Raw genomic sequence first — 16,655 nt, 5'->3', positions numbered from 1 at the left:
TCGTATCCAACGTGTAGCGTATGTCAAACAGTTTGCCTACGACAATGGGATGCTGACCAATGTGGATGGCAGATTGTTGATCGGTTGCACCGTGCCCTCGAAATAGAATGCGTCCTCGTTTTCCTTCAGTACCGCATTGGTCACGTCCTGCACCCTTGGGTCGGATTTTATTGTGTTGATGCATTCGAGCAGGATGCGCTCCTGCTCGATCTCCGTGTTGACCTCGCCGATGTAGGCAGGCACCAGCGACCCATACCCTGGGTGTCCCAATTCGGTGAGTTCCCCCTTCATGGTCATGATGCGGTGTTGCAGTTGCATTTCCAAATTCGTCATGCCCGCAGCCACGGTGATATCCGAGCCTTGGGACGCTATTATGTTGCCGTCGTCGTCCAGATACTCGTCGATGCCGAACAGCTTGGATTCCAGATCGGTCTTGCTGGTTGTGCTCACTCCAGAGGTCGTGCTGCTATCTCCCGGTATGAGTATTTTGTCTCCCGGCTTGAGTACGGCCAGTTCCTTCGCGTGGTTCGACACCCTGGCGTTTGCCTCCAGGGGGCTTTCGAGCGGGTCATCAAGCGTGATGCTGCTGCTGGTAGCGCTGTTTACTGTGGAGGTGGATCCGTCAGGAAATAGGAGGATGCTCCCGGGCACCGGGGTGGGGGAGAGAGCAATCGGGAGAACGGTGGTCCCGGCAGGGATGGCGTATGCCGTCAAGGTGGCGGCCAGTTCCTCTGACACCGTCGACTCGCTGATATATGGGTACTCGATGTTGTTCAGCGTGGCGATAGACTTCCAGGTGGCCCCTGTGGCCTGCGCAATGCTGTATATGGTATCGGAGTTGGTGATCGAACGATAGCTCGACGCCTTCGGGGCCGTCGTCTCGATGGTGCTGGAAAATATCGTGTCTTCCGGTATGCCCATCTTTACGACGGTCCCGTCAGCATATACCGTGCTCGGCAGGTCGACAGTCATTATCTCCGTGGCACTGCTCGTGCTGCTCGACGAGGTGCTGGTGGAGGTGCTGCTCGTGCTCTGCTGAAACAGCCCCGAATTGTTCTGCAACGAAAACAGAGACCGCAGACTGTTCCGTATGGCGTTGACCAGTTCGCTGGGGGCGTTTGCTATTTGAATCACCGCTGCCAGCACCGTTTTTGCGAGAGAAATTGCCGTGGTAATTACCGAAGCGGCAAGATTCACAAGCGAGGTTATCCCATTGGCAAAATTGGACACCGCCGTGGCTATCGTATTCATGGTGGTTATCAGCGATGTCATGGTGCTGGTGACCGCCTCGTAACCATTTGCTATGGTTGTAATGATGGAGCCCCAAGTATTCAGGGTCGCCGCGCAATCGGAGAAATCGCTGGTGCTGATTACGTCGGTACTTTGGTACGGAGATTTGACCCGCCCCCCATCCTGGCCATCATACCTCCGCATGCCCGTCATCTGGATATCGTATTGGTAAAGCAGGGGCCGCTGGATGTTTCTCGTCAGCGTGAAAACGTTAACCTGGATTATCCAATATTCACGGTCGCTGAAATTAAGGAAGCGCAGTTCCAGTTCGCCTACCTGGGGCGTTTTGGCAAGATCGCTGTTGAGTTGGTATGTCCCATATCGCTCGTAAAATGAGAGCAGGCTCTGCTCCATGGTACGGTACCGGGCCGGCCCGGTAGTCCATGCATCGCTTTTGACCTTATCCCCCCGCTGCAGGCCGAAAACACCAGACACACGGAATTTGGGCGGAGCTATCCCTATCTTGTCTTCATGACTACCAGCCTGGGTCAGCGTCAGGGTCGCCCGGGGCGTCCATATCGCGCTGTAATTCTCCGGGCTGATATACAGGGGCAACTTCCATTCGAGTTTTTGGGTCTTGTTGTTGTAGCACTCGAACAGAAACGGTAATTGCTGCGTCCCGGCGTCGATCACTGTCGGAGACCATGGGCCGAGCCACGATCCTGCGCCATTTCCTACGGTCTTTGCCATTTTTGAGCCTCTATGCGCGTTCTTCCGAATGATCTGCCGGGGTATCGCTGCTGGCCGGGGCCAGTTTGATCTGAGACTCCGCCTGAGATTTGATTTTTTCGATCAATCCGGAGAGGCAGGACAACACGGCGTTGGTTTCGTTGACGGTAAGTTCGAGAAGCAATGGGTTGGACATTGATATGTTCCTTTCTGTTTATACTGCCGCTGCTGCGTCTCTCGCCGCGGCTTCAGCCATGTAGAGGGAGAATAGGATATTATAGACTTCCTGGTGCGTGTAGCTGGCTCCGGTAGCCTGCCCGGTAGAAGGGTCCAAGGCTGGGAATGTCTTGGCAGCATCGAACGGTGCTGTAATGTTGCCACAGAGCTGTGTGATAACCTTGTCACCAAGTTGAGTAGCCGTTTCCTCCACGAAGAGGACGCTTGGCGTTCCTCCGCAGGGATTCTCGACCACTGTACGACAGGAACGTTGCCACTGTGTCCCGGTTACAGGGGATTCTTTGTAGTTCGTTGTAGTAGACATGTTTTCTCCTTATGACAAAGTCATTGTATAGTTGCGCGTTAAGCCATCAGACCCACGCATTTGAAACTTAATCTGTGTGTTGGAAACTACCGTTATTTGGAAGTCATTTGTTGCAGATAGTGCTTGTGAATTGGTGAGGTTACACTTTATATTTCCTGCGCCTATTGTTAGATTGCTGTATATGTAGCTACTTCCATTGACCTGTAGCTTGTTCACTCCATCGTCTGCGTAAGTCCCAACAAGGACGTTACCAGACGGGGCAATCCTCACACGCTCGGCACCACCAACAGTAAATCCTAGAATAGGACTAGAAGAATTTCCAGATATGTAAGTAGCTGCGTTACCCCAAACCAAGGAATAACTGTCAGAAAGTGATATATTTGATGAAGCAACCTGCAACCTTCCCATGCCGTTGTCGGTACTGGTGCCTATGAGGACATTGCCGGAAACTGAAATTTGCATCCTTTCTACATTCTGTGTAACAAACCGCATGTATGCGTTGTCACACCATGAGGTTGAGCCTATTGCAATCATGTTCTGGTGCGAGGGTTTCGTACCCGTATGATCAGAGCAGTCAAAGTGACGCTCATATGAAGTACTGTACGGATATGCTCTGATTGATAGGCTACCATCCACCTGCAACTTGTTCACACCATCGTCAGTTGTGGTACCTATGAGTACGTTGCCAGGGGCAGTAAGGGACAGCACATTAGCCTGACCATAAGGTGCAACACCAAATACCCCTGCAACATTGTTTATGTTCCACCATGTATATGGTCCAGCCTGTTTTAATGTAATAAGCTGGTTGTTTGTTGCCCCAGACAGCACCATGTTACCATTTGCATATATACCGCCATTTACTTGCAACTTGTTCACACCATCATCAGTGGTGGTGCCAATGAGCAGATTGCCACTATCTGCGGGTATCCTGGCATATTCAGCCCATGTGCCAGCATTGTTGATCATGCCAAACATTAATCCACGGTCTGTAGCAGCCCCGGAATTCCCCCTAAACCGGATTGCCCCGCCCATTGCGCTGCATGAAATAAACCGTTCCACCTGATCACTAACAAAGGTCAGATTCCCACTCAGTTTTTCTGAACCATTTACCTGTAGTAAATTTACCCCATCATCAACTGAACTACCTATCATTATCCGGGTAGTCTCAAGATACTGGATTATCGCATTACAGTCTGCAAGCAATACAGACTGTCTGTAAGCAGTTGCATCACTCTCTGCAGAAGACTGTACTAGAGGGACTGCATCCATAGCAGTCTTTCTCGATGTCAATAAATCAGCACCAGATAGACCCAGCATCTATTTACTCACTTTCACTGTTGACGATACCATAGGATGTTTCTTCCCCGTATAGGCGCACAGGCAGTCTCCCTGGACAACTCCGGCCACCGCGCCGCTGCCGGAGCCGTCAATCTCCACGGTGCCATCGGAAGTCCATACGGTCTTGCCCTTGACGTTTACGGTGCATTTCCCGGCCACGACGTTCACGGTATAGTCACCGGTCTGGATCGTCAGGCTGTCATGTCCCTGGACGCTGGTGTCTCGGTTCCCGTCCTTGTCCACGGTGATGTCGGTCTTGTTGCATTTGAAGTGGTAGCGGCGCTTACCTGCAGGTACGTCACTCCGTTTGCCCTCGATCTGGTTTTGGGGGAGGGGTAGATACCCTATTACGACGGGCTCCCAAAAGTTTCCGTTTATGAAGCTCACCAGTACCACGTCGCCAGGGTCCGGCGACCACTCTTCTCCGGTCTGATAATTGATTTTGGTATGCGCTACAGGGACACCATAAATATCTGGGTATCCCCCCATCAAGGACACATTCACAAGCGTGATGCCGGTGGTGTTTTTGGCGTCGTCTTTGAACAGTACCCCGTTGGGCATTATCGTCCCGCGCAGCAGCCGGTCGACGTTCGCTATCTCTTGGAACGCAGGATGCGTCCGTAGCGTCTCCTGCAGCCGTGCCCCGGTTTCATCCATCATACTCACTGCATTATTCCCCCTGTCGTGAGATTGGACTTTTTGATTTCCGCAGCATCCTGGCCGCGTGTCACCTGGTACGCCGTGGTGAACTGCGGCATCGGGTTGACGTTGTATTGATGCGATACCTGTTCCACCAGGTACTCCTTGAAGTTGCTGGTGTTGCCCTGGCGCACCACCAGACAATGCCCGGCCCGGATCTCGGGGCGCAGGTGCGTCAGGATGGTCCCGGATTCGTAGGTGTGATTTTCCTGATACCAGTTCCAGAACAGCGTCGCCCGTTCCTGTGATGGTGCCCACGCAATTTTCTGATTGGCTGCGCTATCGGACATGGGGTCGGTAACGTTCACCGGCACGAAGACGTCGTCTATGATCTTGCTGCAGTAACCATGGAGGGCGATGCTATCCGCATCGAATTTGGTCAATTCGCTGTTCGACATGACGATATCGATACATTCGGACACGGCGTATTTGTAAAGCGTTGGCCAGTAGCACAGCAGGTTGATCCTCTCTGCATCGCTCACGCCCAGGTCGTCGTTGATGATCTCCGTATCGTCTACCAGGTGCAGGTCCACGCCCGCCTGGCTCCGGTCTGTCTCGCCGAATGTCGTGATGGGGTTCCGTTCCAGGATTACCTCGAATTTCCCCACGTCGCTCACGCTGGTGTCGGCGTTCAGCATGTTGTATGGACGGTGGGACAGGCGCGACATGGCGTCCCAGACGGTGGTGTTCTTGATGAACATGATGCTCGGATCCCACACCATCCAGGTGTCGTCGGTATCGGTTTTGAAGTCCATGTTTTTGACGACGCGGTTGTTCAGTTGGTTCAGGAATAACAGCGCCAATTGCTCAAACTGGCTCGCCGCCGTCCCGGTTTGCAGCACGACGCGGGCCATATAGCTTTTGATGTAGTCTTTGACTCCTTGCTTTCCGTCGTCCGTCTGGTCAACGAATGCAGCCCGCCCCAGCGATTGGTTGCTTTTTTGTATCTGCGCCGCCGAAATGTCCCACCCAATATCGTGCTTGGCGAGCAGCTTGCCGACGTCCTGGCCGCTCACTTTTACCTGGCGGACTGGATGCACATCTCCCTGGCGGACCAGAGAAGGCCGGTCTACCAGCCCCAGCATAACCGGCTGCATGCCCTTGCCATCCCCGGCATCCAGTTCGATGGTGATCATGTCGTCTGGTTCCAGAATCTCGTGATAGTATTTCATGGCGCCGCCGTCTTTGCTTTTCCATGACTTCACTTGTTTGTACGGCAACATGATTTGCCATGTCCCGGCAGCCCGGCCATACGCCTTGTTGGTGGCGATGCTCAGGATATCGTTGGATAGATCGGCCTGCGCCTGGCCTCCTGCGAGCAGGTCATAAATCAACACCCGGCAGCGGGGCGAATATGTTTGAAAGTATGGCTTCACAGAAATCTCTGCATTCCTGCTATGGAAAATTCGGAAACGACGATGGCATGTTTTCCGATGCGCAACGAATAGCGCTCAAACTGGCAATGTGCGTAATATCCGATAGTTTCTTTTCGGAGTTTGTCGAGTACCTCAATGTCAAAAAAACCGTCTGTTATCCACTGGCTCCCGGTGATGGGGACCAGGCTCGTTGCGGTCTTTGGATACCCTGGCATTGCAGATTCTTTTTTGACCGTTATCTGGTCCAATGCCTTATTGCTGACCAGCAGTATCTCGCCACTGAACGTGTACTTTATGTTGCCGGGCACCATGTCCTGCGCTTCGAGATCTCCGACGCCATACAGCCGCTGCATATCGTTTTCCGTGGTTATGGTGACGTTCTGGGCCATGCCCACCGCTACGCCGCCAATTTTAAGCACGATGTTGTTGCCGGTGACGTTCGGGGTATTGACCACCGCGCTGGCGATGTTGGTTATGGTATCGAGCAATCCCATGTTTGAACCTTCTCTCGTGATGCCTTCATGGTAGCAAATCTGTAGCGCATATCAAACAGTTTGGTGGGAATACCATTCAGGCGGGGCGAAAGCGCGTTATCTTACGCATAACCGGCGAGAGCTTTGCCGATTGAGCATTGTAATGCGCGTTGTGGCGATATCATTCTGGCGGGGCGGCTTCTGGTCCCTGTCGAGGTCCGAGCATTTGGCGCACCGAATGGTGGCCACATCAAAAAAAACGAGGTGAGATATGGAAAATCAGGCAGCAAATAATGTGCAGGCGGTTTTCAGTTTCGATTCTCAAGCTATCCGTGCTGTAACTCTGGCCGACGAGGCATGGTTTGTCGCCAAGGATTTGGCCGTGGTCCTGGGGTACACCAACCCCCAGAAAGCAATTTCCGACCACTGCAAGTATGCCAAATTGTTAAAAGGTAACGAATCGTTACCTTTGACGGACAGCCCCCGCGGGATCACTGTTATTCCGGAGGGGGATATGTACCGGCTGATCGTTCGTTCCAAGCTGCCGTCTGCGGAACGCTTTGAACGGTGGGTGATGGACGAGGTTCTTCCGCAGCTACGCAAAAACCGGGCATACTCGATGCCGGCGCTCCCCACGGATCCCATGCAGCTTCTCAAGCTGACCTTCGACGCCATGTCGCAGATGAATAGCCGGGTCGATACCGTGGAGGCTTCGGTTACGAAGATGCTGGACACGGTCCGCTTGCACCAGTGGCAGGCATATGAGCTAAAAAACATCGTCACGGAGAAGGTTCAGGAGCTTCACGAGATTTATGGCGTCCGGTGCCCGCTCCTGTTTCCTGGCATCTGGAATCTGTTGAAGCGGCAGTTTCAGGTGTCGTCCTATACGGCGATCCCCACCATTCGGTATGACGAGGCATGCGCCTTTGCCAAAAATATCACGCTGTCGCAAATGCCTGATTATGTGGTTAATGCGGCCAAGAGCGCAGGCAAAAAGGCGTGATTCCAGTGGCTGTCACCCTTGCATGATCAAATGTCTGGTGTTATAAGGGGGGAGTGGTTGTCACTCCCCCCACTTGGAGGCTATTATGAAATGGTTTTTAATCGCATTTATGTTGTTATACCCAATTGCGGCAAGTGGCGGTGACATAGTGAGTAAAGACACTATCTTTGAAACTGTTTCCGAAGACGGTACTCTTTATTCTGTTAAATCTACTAGCGCGAGAGGCACTTATTTTTGGTACGAAGGCGGCATGAGGTGTGTGGCTAAATTAGCCAAAAAAACACTCAATGTAAATTGCGCCGAGACCACGTATGTGTTTCACGAAGACTCTGGCGACGTGTTTATTAGGTTAAATGGTGCTCCTGCTATTGTTCTGCAGGATGCTGCTATTGGCAATGGCATGTATAAATCAATAAAAAGACATGCGGCCATGAAATAATCCCAATGGTCGCATGCTGGTATCTTTAGTTTGTCCCTATATTTAACTTTTGGGCTCCTAGATATCTCTTTTTCTCGCCCAAAGCATTTGTTAACGTTTCTATTGCCGTTATTAATTTGTCAGTCCCTTGCAACATAACTGCGCCCTCAGTTTGCGACATGCCAATTGCTTTCTGATTGATCCCTTTACCCCCATTTGTTTTTTCCAAATAACTATCACTTGGTACTTTCTCTGGGTCGATATTCGTGAGCGACGTTGTCATCTGCTCGCCCCCCAAAAACAATGATGCAGTTTTTTCTCGATACAAGTTATTTCTATACCTTTTTAAATATGCGCGAGATCCTGGGAGCGGATTTCCATTAGAATCAAGGTGACCGCTATATGCCAACAATGCTTTTTCGGGATCGTTGGGGTATTTTTTTTTCGCATCTGCCAATATTTTAAGCCCTATTGCTGTATTCCTGAATGGGTCTTGCAACTGTTTTACAGTGCCATGGTATTTGGGGTTATCTTGGAATAGTCCTACACCCTGTCCATTGGGTGATATTGCCATAGGGTCAAATTTAGGATTTTCTGTGGCGGCAAGCGCAATAGCTTCTGCTGGGTCGATGCCGCGCCTTCTCGCTGCATCGGTTATCATCTCTCTGTACCCGTGAGTATTGATAAACATTTTATCTGCCACAGTAGTTTTCATTTCTGACGGGGATGGGGCTGTGGTCCCAAAGTTAAACAGGCTATCGGTCATGCCTATCATTTTTTTGAATTCTGGGCGATTCATAACCGTTTCGGCTGCTTTCAGTATCGCTTCCTGTATGGGGGCAACGATCCTATCTACAATCTCCCCTGTTTTGACTTCTAAGTTGCTGGTTCTCGCCATCCGGTTTAATTTGTCGGCGCCGGGCAGCGTCCCGTATGCGGCTTCCATTCTGGCCGCCATCTCTCTCTCTCTCTTAGTTCCTGTCTTCAGGTGTTTAAGATCTTTCCCACTACGGGCCGCCTCTGTTAAAATACCGGAATCATCGAGTTTTATAAGAGCATCTGCGCTTTGTGTGGTCAGCCCCCAGGTTTCAATTAATTTTTTGAGTCTTACAGATTGCCCTTTTTTAGTCGTCCCTACACCTACGTCCTTAATTATATTATGGAGCGCGTCAGGATGCATGATCGGGCCTTCTTCTCTTGCCTTTTCAATGTCATACAATTTGTCTTCTGTGAGCTCACCGTTAAACCCTCCCAAAGCCTTCCATAACAAGATTTCCCCGGGGGCGGTTCCAGCGCTTTTAAATCCGTTCTGCGCCACGTTCATAAACTCGGACGACTTGGCATATTGCTTATAGCTTGTCCCGTCTTTGAGCGCCATCACAGCGCTTGCCAAGGCTGCTGCCGTACCTGCCTGTGCGTCGCTCGCTCCGGCTCCATGCATGGCTGTCGCGGTGATGTTGGTGTTCCTGGCTACCATGTTCATGAGTTCGGACATGCGGGCCTTGTCCATACCTTTTTTGACAGCTTGTTCCATCGTGGCTATGGCACCGACACCCATATTGGCATTGCCGGTCGCCTGGTACATGGTCCCGTACATCCCTGCTGCCATGCTTGGATCTACACCGTAGGCTCTGCCGAATGCTGCCGACAGCCTTGTGGCTCCTTTAGCTCTGTCACCGCTCATCCCCGCAGATTGACTGACATGCTCCATGAGCCCCATGTATTCCAACGAATCCATGCCAAGGCCGGCGCCGTCCTCAAAGCCGTCTTTGATGCCTCTTGCTCCCAACGTAGCTTCATGCCCCACCGACTGCTGATACTTTGCCCTCGATTGTGCCAGAAACCCCAATATACTGAATCCACCGACTGCCGCCAGCGACCACCCGAGCGCTTTCTTGAACGCCGAACTACCCCCATTAGGATCGTCTGTTCCGTTTTCTCTCCGCCCGGGTGCTACCTGCCCATAGTCTCCGTGCTTCGCGTAGTATTGTTCTGCTGCTGTTTGCCTCTTTTGAGCGGGCGTGTTGTCGCTTTTGTTTATTTCTGCTGCACGGGCATAATATTGCGCTTTAGGAGAAGTCTTGTGCAATCCTTCGATATCGGATCTGTTGTACGGCTTCGGTAGTTTTATGAGCTTGTCATAGTCTTTGGCCATTTCGGCAACGGCACGCCGCGACGCATCCATTTCTTTTCTGTATGATTTTGCCAACTCATTTGCGGACCGCATACCATTCAGGTTTTTTGAATCACCGAGTCCAGGCACATTCATTTTTATGTCGGTGTGAGATTCCGCTTTTTCCATCTCTGTTTTGAAGCCACCGACCGCCTTGGTTGCTTCCAGAACCTTCTCGGTTCCATTCACCTTAAGGTCTATACTGAGTCCCATGTTTCGCCTCCACGTATCGCAGTTATCCGTTTTCTAAACGACCACAGGCCGGAGCGCTATGCCCCGGCCTGTTTGGGAACTTCAACTGGCTTCCACTGGTCACCGCGCAGTATCTCTTCCAAGTCTATATCCTCTCCATTTTCGAGACGTTCTAGGATTTCGTCCGCCGTGGAGTCGCTTGATATTTCTACTCCGCATTCTGGGCACTGGTCGCGGTATGTCTTGTATCCACATTTGAAGCATGTTTTTAGCGACTTGCCGTCTGCGGCCAGGTGCATCTCATATTCGAGCGTGATCTCTTCATCGGTCACGTTCTGGTACCGTGGGTCAGTCGGCGGCAGGTTGTACGTCTTTCGGAACCAAAACCGTAGCTTGTCCATCTCCCGTGGGACCGTTTCCGCTATTGTCCTTGGGTCGAAAGGAGTTTAAGTAGTTCTGCACCTCGTCCCATACCGCGAATACCGCATCTTCGTCTTCTCCGTCATAGAGGTCCGCCATGTTGAACCACGCAGGGAGTTCTTCCTCATTGACTGTGGTGACAAAGCTGAAAATATACGAAATCAGCAATGCTATTTTGTCCATTGTTCCTGCCGCAATTGTCCCGGCTGCTGACATGCTCGCGGCATTTTTTACAGATATGTTCTTTTTATCGAGAAGAGAGGGGCGGCGGATGGTGAACGTACCGGCGTATTTGCTTCCGAATGGCTTCCCGGTGGTTGGGCAGATTGCATTTTCGATGTTGAAACTGGTCTTGAGTTGGATGGACATAATGCCTCCTGGTAAATTTAGGCGGGGAGGGGCTACCTCCCCGCTTGCCATGCGCTACGCTGCGGTTATGCTGTTTCCTTGTGGCGGGCGAAGATCTGGAACGATTCTCCGGTGATGCTGTGCTTGTTGTACTTCCGGCTGTGGGTGTTGAATTTGCAGCCCGAATAGCTCTCGACGGTTTCGCCAGACACGCTGTCAACGACCTCTACCGCCAGTTCGGGAGCGGTAAGCCATCCGGTGCTGTTGGGGATAAATCCGAGCTTCACCAACGTCTGGGATTTCACGAAGTATTTCTCTCCGCTGATCCGGTGTGTCAGCTTGCCGGCCTCGAAGCCTGCCACCTCCAGGTCGCCGATGCCATCGACTTCCTGGAGTCCGAAATCGTCGTCAAAGGAGACGTTCTGGCACATCCCTATGACGATTCCTTTGATCTTCAGTAGTACCCTGTTGCCGGTTGCTGTATCAAGTGCCATGGGCTATTCCTCCTTGCAATCTGTTTGATATATGCTACAACGCGACCACCGTTTTCCGAAGGAGTTTGTCGTGCATTTTAACTGTAAAACTTACGATCCTGTGCTTGTCTCCGGTATAGCCAGCGAATATGCAAATGGCGTTGCCATGTGGAGGCTTGCCGAAAAACACCACATTGCTTCAAAAACATTAAAAAAATTGCTTTCTGGTATCGGTGTCCAACACCGGGGGGTGAAAGCCGCTATCAACGTTTCCCGAGAGCACGCAACGGCCAATTTGGCCCGGCGCAAGTTATCACCGGAGAGGCGAGAGCAATTTTGTTCCAGGTATAATTCTGGGTTAGTTTCAGTCGCAGATCTGGCTGCCGAGTTCGATATCAGCGAGAGCAATGCTAGAAAAATATTGCGAGACCAAGAGCATATTTTCCGCGAGCCTGCTTTTCGCTCATACCATGTCAACTCCGACTTCTTTTCTGTTATCGATTCTGCGACTAAAGCATATTGGTTTGGGTTTATTATGGCTGATGGTTGCGTATTTAGTGGGCGGAGTCCTGGGCTACGTATTGGGCTTAAAGCGTCAGACAGCGGCCATTTAGAGTCATTCAAGGTAGCCATACGTTCAGACCATCCTGTAAAGTTTTCTACTCACAAATACATTTTGCATGGTGAAACGCGTCATGCGGAGGCATGTGCCATTGATATAAGAGACAAAACCCTCTTTGATTCTTTGGTATCCCACGGATGTATCCCCAATAAAACAAATGTTGACACTGCTGTCACTGGGATTCCTGACCGTTTGTTCCGGCATTTTGTTCGTGGTTATTTTGACGGTGATGGGTGTATTGTCTTCCACTCCCGGAAAAACAGGACTTCCAAAAGTGGCCTCCCGACAATCGAGCAGGCTTGGTCTTGCGTTGGGAACGGTTCTATCATGTCCTATCTTAGAGATGGCATATGTCAATGTACTGGTTTGGTTCTTTCTGGAATAAAACAACATCATGGATGTTGGCATTTGCGAGCAAGCGGAATTCATAAGGTAGAGTCTCTGTTCCATTTCCTTTATGATGACGGCGGCCCCTTTCTCCAACGAAAAAAGATTAAATGGGAGAAAGGGCGCCGCATCATGGGATTATATGCCTATTGAAAACTTCGTAGGCTGCAGATGGAATGTACTAAACACGAAATTCACGGGAAGTATCGGTTCTGCCCAATAGTCAACATACCGAACGGTTCCGTCCACCCGCAGTTGCGTGGATTTCGGGTCGTAGTTACGGATGTACCCGTCGCGCTTGGCGGCGGCCAGGACCGCGTTGGTCACGTTGACGATGGTAATGTCCAGCGTCTCGGTGCCGGCCTGCCCAACCAGCGCCTCGTGCTCGTTGCGAACCTGGCGGGCGATATAGTCGGCGCCGCGACCAACCGAATATTCCAGACGGTACAGGTCGTCAGTCTGGTTCCATGTGGTGATCTGGCGGCTGATAACATACCCGCTCCCGGCTACCGCGTCGGGAATAGGCGGAGCCAGGCCGGCATCAATCAGCGTATCGACTTCCGACTTTCTCAGTTCGACTTCGAGGCCGAGGCAGTCGAGGCTTTTGCGCGTCAGCGGGGTGACCGGTGTTGCTCCGGCTGCGATTCCGGCATAAATGCATGCGGTCAGATATGCCGGATACAGCTTCTTGTTGCCATTGGGATCGTACCGGTAGCATCCCAGGGTGGCATGCACGATACGGTCGGTATTGAGGTCATCGGCCAGTCCCTCGAGCGCGGTGATCGCGGCAGTCCTGGCCGTCTCGCTGACCCAAGATTGCAGGGCTCCGCCTACGAATCCACGGCGTTCGCTTTTGCCGTTCGGCCCGCTCATGTAGGTGCAGTGGGCCGACAGCTTGGCATGTACCGAGGCATCGGATGTGAGCGCCACGACGATCTGAACATCCATCCCCTTGAGCAGCGAAAGAGCATCGTCCCAATCGGATGATGTCGTGGTTCCTTCCGTACCGCCCGCGAGAAAGGTCCATGCCACATTGGCCGGGGCCGCGCCGGCGTCGGCAACCCGCGCCGCACTCACGTAGCTGGAATACTTGTTGATGCCGTCGACTATCGCCTGCAGGTCGCTTTTGGCCGTATATACTGCGGTCATAATGTCCTGCGTCGTCACGTTGTCGAGGTCGATGCTGAGATCATCGTCGGGCGAACCGGTGAGGACCGTAACATCGTACTTCCCGCTCGACTCGATGGCATTGACGAGTTGGGAAATCGTCTTGTAGGCGGTCAGACTGAGAGACAGGTTGTCAGTCGTGGCCCCCGTGCATGCCGTGGTCAGCAATGCGGTTGCTGCGGCCACATTGATGGTCATGGTGCAAGCGGTCCCGGTACCGGTGTACTTGATCGAAAACGAACTATTGGTAAGGTTGTCGTATGTTTCCACGTTGCTGCCATACTGGACCGTGACCTTTTTCCCGGTGGTGCCCGCCTCGATCTTCGCCTTGATCTGATTTGCCGTGAGCCCGTAGAGGTACGACGTCAATTTCAGGACGTTGGAGAATGTCGAGTTTGCCTGGGTACACGGGTTGACCGGTATCAGGTAGACGTTGCTGGCGCCGGCAACCGCCGTTGACGGCGAGAACAGCAATTGCGTTGCCAGACGCGCCTCTTCGCGGTCGGTATAAATCAGCGACAGCGGCAGCGACGGGTCGGAGACCTTCTGCGCTGTTTTGGGCGGTATCAGCCCGGTCATCTCCGCCAGGAATGCAACATTATTGTCGCTGCCGAGGGTCACGCTTGACAGGCCGGACGAATCGATGCGGGATCCTGCCTGCGGCGTCAGGTAATATTTACCGTTCCAGAGTATTCCCTTTCCCATCCCTATTTACCTCCCTGGTTCTGCCAATCAGTCCATGTGGTGCCGACCGGCTTGTTGTCGAATGACGTTATCAAGGCGTTCCATTCCGCCCTGGTTTTGCGCCCGTTGATTCCTTCCTTCTTGCAGAGGTGCTCGAAGGACGCTTTCCGCTCGGCCTGTGAATGCTGGATCTCGGCCAGGAACTCGGTCAGTGTGACCGGGAACTCCTGAACTTCCTCGGTTGTGCTGGTGTCCGTCGTATCCGAGTTCGCGGACGTACCTGCTCTATTACCCATGTTGTGAACCTCCCTTTGTTTGCTATGCGCTACATCATGGTTACGCTAATGCCGTATTGTTGCCGGTCGCATAGTATGAGGCCGGTATGCGTTTCTTCCAGGTGTTCTCCGTGGTGGCCGTGATACGAAGCTGCCGACTGAAAACGGTCATAGGCTGCTGGTCGGCCTGCAGTTGGAGGTCTGCCATGGCTACGTCGAGTTCTGCGACGCCGGCGCCGGCCAGATCATCCATGCTGGACATGATGCTGTGCTGGCACAGCCGGGACAGCCATATAACCTCGTCCTTGGTCGCTGCGGCTATGGTCACGTTCCAGGATGATTTCGCGTAGTAGCCCTTGACCACATCCCACGCGATGGTCTTCCCGGTCGTATCGGTTACCGCCACCGACTCCCCGATGGCGTCGCCTATCCACCGGTCCGTGTTCTCCTGCCCGAGAGTAATCCCGATCTGCGGGAACGGGACGTCGGTCATGATAAAACTCAGGGTGACGAATACCTTGCTCCCGCGATCACGAACGTCCTTGGTGAATTCCTTTCTGAGTAGGTACTGGCTGATTTCGGCTTGCTCGGCACTGTCCAGATCGTCAAAAAGATCATCGATCAACGTTTGCGGATCTGCCTGCGCTTCCTGAACCTTTTGTACGAACAGTTTTTGTAGCATCTTGTCGATGTTCGGGAATCCCATTTACACTGCTCCTATGGTGACAATCGCCTCTTGGAGATCGTGTGTTGCCGCCTCCTGGATCATCTGCTCTACTGCGGACCGGCAGAAATTTTCTACCCCTTTGGCGATATGGTGCGCCTGGTATCCCGGGTGGATCCACGACCCTGGGTCTGACTTCTCGCTGACGACGCGGAAGGTCAGGTACGTGCTCTGCTTTGCCTTGGCATAGGTCTTCTCGACCCTGACCATCCCTTCAAACCTGCCGGCCTTGTGCTGATACCCGCTGGTGGGGTTTTTCCCGGGGGCGTACTTGGTTTCCGTCCCGGTCAACCTGCCGCCGTATTTGAGCCTGTTGCCCTGCTGCACCGTCGCTTTCATTTGCCGTGCCTTCTGGTATATGTCCTTCGGCATGGTCTTAAAATTGTTGTTCGGGGCAGAGCTACTGCCCGTGCCGTGGCGGAACGGGATAATGTTGTACCTGCCGTTCTTGCCCACTCTGGCCTTCGGACCGTTCAGGAGCATGGGCTTCATGTCCCATGGGCCGCATCCGTTTTCCAGTTGCTCGGCGATCTTCTTTGTTGCGATTATCCGCTGGGAAACGCTGTTGACGCCCCTGACCTGGTTGCCGAGCACGATATTATCTGCATAAAGCTGGCGCAGACCGATGTTGACCGTGGGGGTGGTAGCCCCCGGCAACTGTATCGCGCCCATGGCCGCCTGTTGCCACGTAGCCTGGACATACTGCGCCGCCTTGATAATGGCCGCATCTATGTTGGGGGCGGTTTGCATCATACCTGCTCCATGAGGTGCTTCTTGCGCAGCATTACCTTAGCGCCGATATCCTCGCCGGAGCTGGTCCTGGTCACCGGGGGCACGAAGGCGATCCACTCGATATAGGCCGTGTACTTGATCACGTACTTGGTGCCGGAGGCGGGCTTTATGCCGGTTTTACCGGTCCAATCCCAGACGATGTTTTTCCCGTCCAGCTTATAGTCCACATCCTGCCGGTAATACTGCTTTACCTGGTCGATACAGTAGATGCCCTTGACGCCCTCATAGTAGAGCGTGTCGCTCGCCCCGGTCCCTCTGACCAGCACATCCCCCTGGCCGTATGGCAAAGGCCAGGTGAAAATGATCTTGTCGCCTTCGCTGACCAGATCGGTCGACTTGGGGGAGAATACGCAGTCTCCCGGCATGAACGCTCCGGTCTCCATCAACTCCCTGCGCTGGCTGATGTCGGTCACCAGGCCGGTGATGATCTGTTCCTCGGCGTAGTACCATCCTCCGTTCTCGTGGAGGGTGCAGTTCGGGTCCGGCTGGCCGTCTGCTCCGTGGCAGAAGCAGCGCATGCCGATCTGGTGCCGGACCGTTTCGCCCTCGTCGTCCACAAACTGGTCTATGGCCTCTACGGGGATGGGCATG

The 16,655-nt window shown here is 52.9% G+C and carries 19 protein-coding genes; 3 read left to right on the top strand and 16 right to left on the bottom strand.

Going from position 1 to position 16,655, the window contains the following annotated elements:
* Positions 1 to 36: 36 nt before the first annotated feature.
* Genes ET418_RS15455 through ET418_RS15430 form a run of 7 tightly spaced genes read right to left on the bottom strand, consistent with a single transcriptional unit; the run spans position 37 to position 6,407 of the window.
* On the bottom strand, positions 37 to 1,980 hold the full coding sequence (locus ET418_RS15455) for a LysM peptidoglycan-binding domain-containing protein (protein ID WP_149309115.1): 1,944 nt from the start codon (positions 1,978 to 1,980) through the stop codon (positions 37 to 39).
* Between the two features lie 10 nt (positions 1,981 to 1,990).
* Positions 1,991 to 2,155 carry a hypothetical protein gene (locus ET418_RS18225; protein WP_188055621.1) on the bottom strand — a complete coding sequence of 55 codons (165 nt, stop codon included), beginning with the start codon at positions 2,153 to 2,155 and terminating at the stop codon, positions 1,991 to 1,993.
* 18 nt (positions 2,156 to 2,173) lie between these two features.
* The gene (locus tag ET418_RS15450) at positions 2,174 to 2,500 is read right to left on the bottom strand and encodes a hypothetical protein (protein ID WP_149309113.1); all 327 of its coding nucleotides are present in this window, start codon (positions 2,498 to 2,500) and stop codon (positions 2,174 to 2,176) included.
* 9 nt (positions 2,501 to 2,509) lie between these two features.
* Entirely contained in the window at positions 2,510 to 3,817 is a 1,308-nt protein-coding gene (locus ET418_RS15445) for a hypothetical protein (protein WP_149309111.1), read from the bottom strand.
* Positions 3,818 to 4,498: a hypothetical protein gene (locus tag ET418_RS15440; protein WP_149309109.1), complete on the bottom strand. Its 681-nt coding sequence runs from the start codon at positions 4,496 to 4,498 to the stop codon at positions 3,818 to 3,820.
* A 2-nt stretch (positions 4,499 to 4,500) separates the two neighbouring features.
* Positions 4,501 to 5,913, bottom strand: a complete 1,413-nt coding sequence (locus ET418_RS15435) for a hypothetical protein (RefSeq protein WP_149309107.1) — start codon at positions 5,911 to 5,913, stop codon at positions 4,501 to 4,503.
* A complete protein-coding gene (locus ET418_RS15430) occupies positions 5,910 to 6,407 on the bottom strand; it encodes a hypothetical protein (protein ID WP_149309105.1) in 498 nt (165 codons plus the stop codon). The genes ET418_RS15435 and ET418_RS15430 overlap by 4 nt, the downstream gene beginning before the upstream one ends.
* 250 nt (positions 6,408 to 6,657) lie before the next feature.
* On the opposite strand from ET418_RS15430, the gene ET418_RS15425 reads away from it, so the two are divergent.
* Both ET418_RS15425 and ET418_RS15420 read left to right on the top strand, forming a co-directional pair.
* Positions 6,658 to 7,389 (top strand): BRO family protein, encoded by a 732-nt coding sequence (locus ET418_RS15425; protein WP_149309103.1) that lies wholly within the window; start codon positions 6,658 to 6,660, stop codon positions 7,387 to 7,389.
* An 85-nt stretch (positions 7,390 to 7,474) separates the two neighbouring features.
* Positions 7,475 to 7,828, top strand: coding sequence for a hypothetical protein (locus ET418_RS15420; RefSeq protein ID WP_149309101.1), 354 nt, complete (start codon positions 7,475 to 7,477; stop codon positions 7,826 to 7,828).
* A gap of 25 nt (positions 7,829 to 7,853) precedes the next feature.
* Here ET418_RS15420 and ET418_RS15415 read toward each other — a convergent pair whose 3' ends face one another.
* From ET418_RS15415 to ET418_RS15400, 4 genes are all read right to left on the bottom strand, one after another.
* The gene (locus tag ET418_RS15415) at positions 7,854 to 10,193 is read right to left on the bottom strand and encodes a transglycosylase SLT domain-containing protein (protein ID WP_149309099.1); all 2,340 of its coding nucleotides are present in this window, start codon (positions 10,191 to 10,193) and stop codon (positions 7,854 to 7,856) included.
* Between the two features lie 56 nt (positions 10,194 to 10,249).
* Positions 10,250 to 10,504, bottom strand: coding sequence for a hypothetical protein (locus tag ET418_RS15410; RefSeq protein ID WP_149309097.1), 255 nt, complete (start codon positions 10,502 to 10,504; stop codon positions 10,250 to 10,252).
* Between the two features lie 16 nt (positions 10,505 to 10,520).
* Positions 10,521 to 10,961: a hypothetical protein gene (locus ET418_RS15405; RefSeq protein WP_149309095.1), complete on the bottom strand. Its 441-nt coding sequence runs from the start codon at positions 10,959 to 10,961 to the stop codon at positions 10,521 to 10,523.
* A 65-nt stretch (positions 10,962 to 11,026) separates the two neighbouring features.
* Positions 11,027 to 11,434 carry a hypothetical protein gene (locus ET418_RS15400; protein WP_149309093.1) on the bottom strand — a complete coding sequence of 136 codons (408 nt, stop codon included), beginning with the start codon at positions 11,432 to 11,434 and terminating at the stop codon, positions 11,027 to 11,029.
* Between the two features lie 70 nt (positions 11,435 to 11,504).
* Between ET418_RS15400 and ET418_RS15395 the strand changes: the two genes are divergently transcribed.
* A complete protein-coding gene (locus ET418_RS15395; RefSeq protein WP_149309091.1) occupies positions 11,505 to 12,575 on the top strand; it encodes a helix-turn-helix domain-containing protein in 1,071 nt (356 codons plus the stop codon).
* Here the strand turns inward: ET418_RS15395 and ET418_RS15390 are convergent.
* The 5 genes from ET418_RS15390 to ET418_RS15370 are packed head-to-tail and all read right to left on the bottom strand — an operon-like array spanning position 12,561 to position 16,654.
* Positions 12,561 to 14,294 carry a hypothetical protein gene (locus ET418_RS15390; RefSeq protein ID WP_149309089.1) on the bottom strand — a complete coding sequence of 578 codons (1,734 nt, stop codon included), beginning with the start codon at positions 14,292 to 14,294 and terminating at the stop codon, positions 12,561 to 12,563. The two genes, ET418_RS15395 and ET418_RS15390, sit on opposite strands and share 15 nt — an antisense overlap.
* 2 nt (positions 14,295 to 14,296) lie before the next feature.
* Entirely contained in the window at positions 14,297 to 14,569 is a 273-nt protein-coding gene (locus tag ET418_RS15385) for a hypothetical protein (protein ID WP_149309087.1), read from the bottom strand.
* Positions 14,570 to 14,609: 40 nt separating this feature from the next.
* Entirely contained in the window at positions 14,610 to 15,254 is a 645-nt protein-coding gene (locus tag ET418_RS15380; RefSeq protein ID WP_149309085.1) for a hypothetical protein, read from the bottom strand.
* Positions 15,255 to 16,025 carry a hypothetical protein gene (locus tag ET418_RS15375; protein ID WP_149309083.1) on the bottom strand — a complete coding sequence of 257 codons (771 nt, stop codon included), beginning with the start codon at positions 16,023 to 16,025 and terminating at the stop codon, positions 15,255 to 15,257.
* Positions 16,022 to 16,654 carry a DUF4815 domain-containing protein gene (locus ET418_RS15370; protein ID WP_188055619.1) on the bottom strand — a complete coding sequence of 211 codons (633 nt, stop codon included), beginning with the start codon at positions 16,652 to 16,654 and terminating at the stop codon, positions 16,022 to 16,024. The genes ET418_RS15375 and ET418_RS15370 overlap by 4 nt, the downstream gene beginning before the upstream one ends.
* Position 16,655: the final 1 nt, after the last annotated feature.

Source organism: Oryzomonas rubra, assembly GCF_008369015.1.
GTDB lineage: Bacteria > Desulfobacterota > Desulfuromonadia > Geobacterales > Pseudopelobacteraceae > Oryzomonas > Oryzomonas japonica.
Note: the sequence above shows the minus strand (reverse complement) of the source record. Positions and strands in the feature narration are given on the sequence as shown.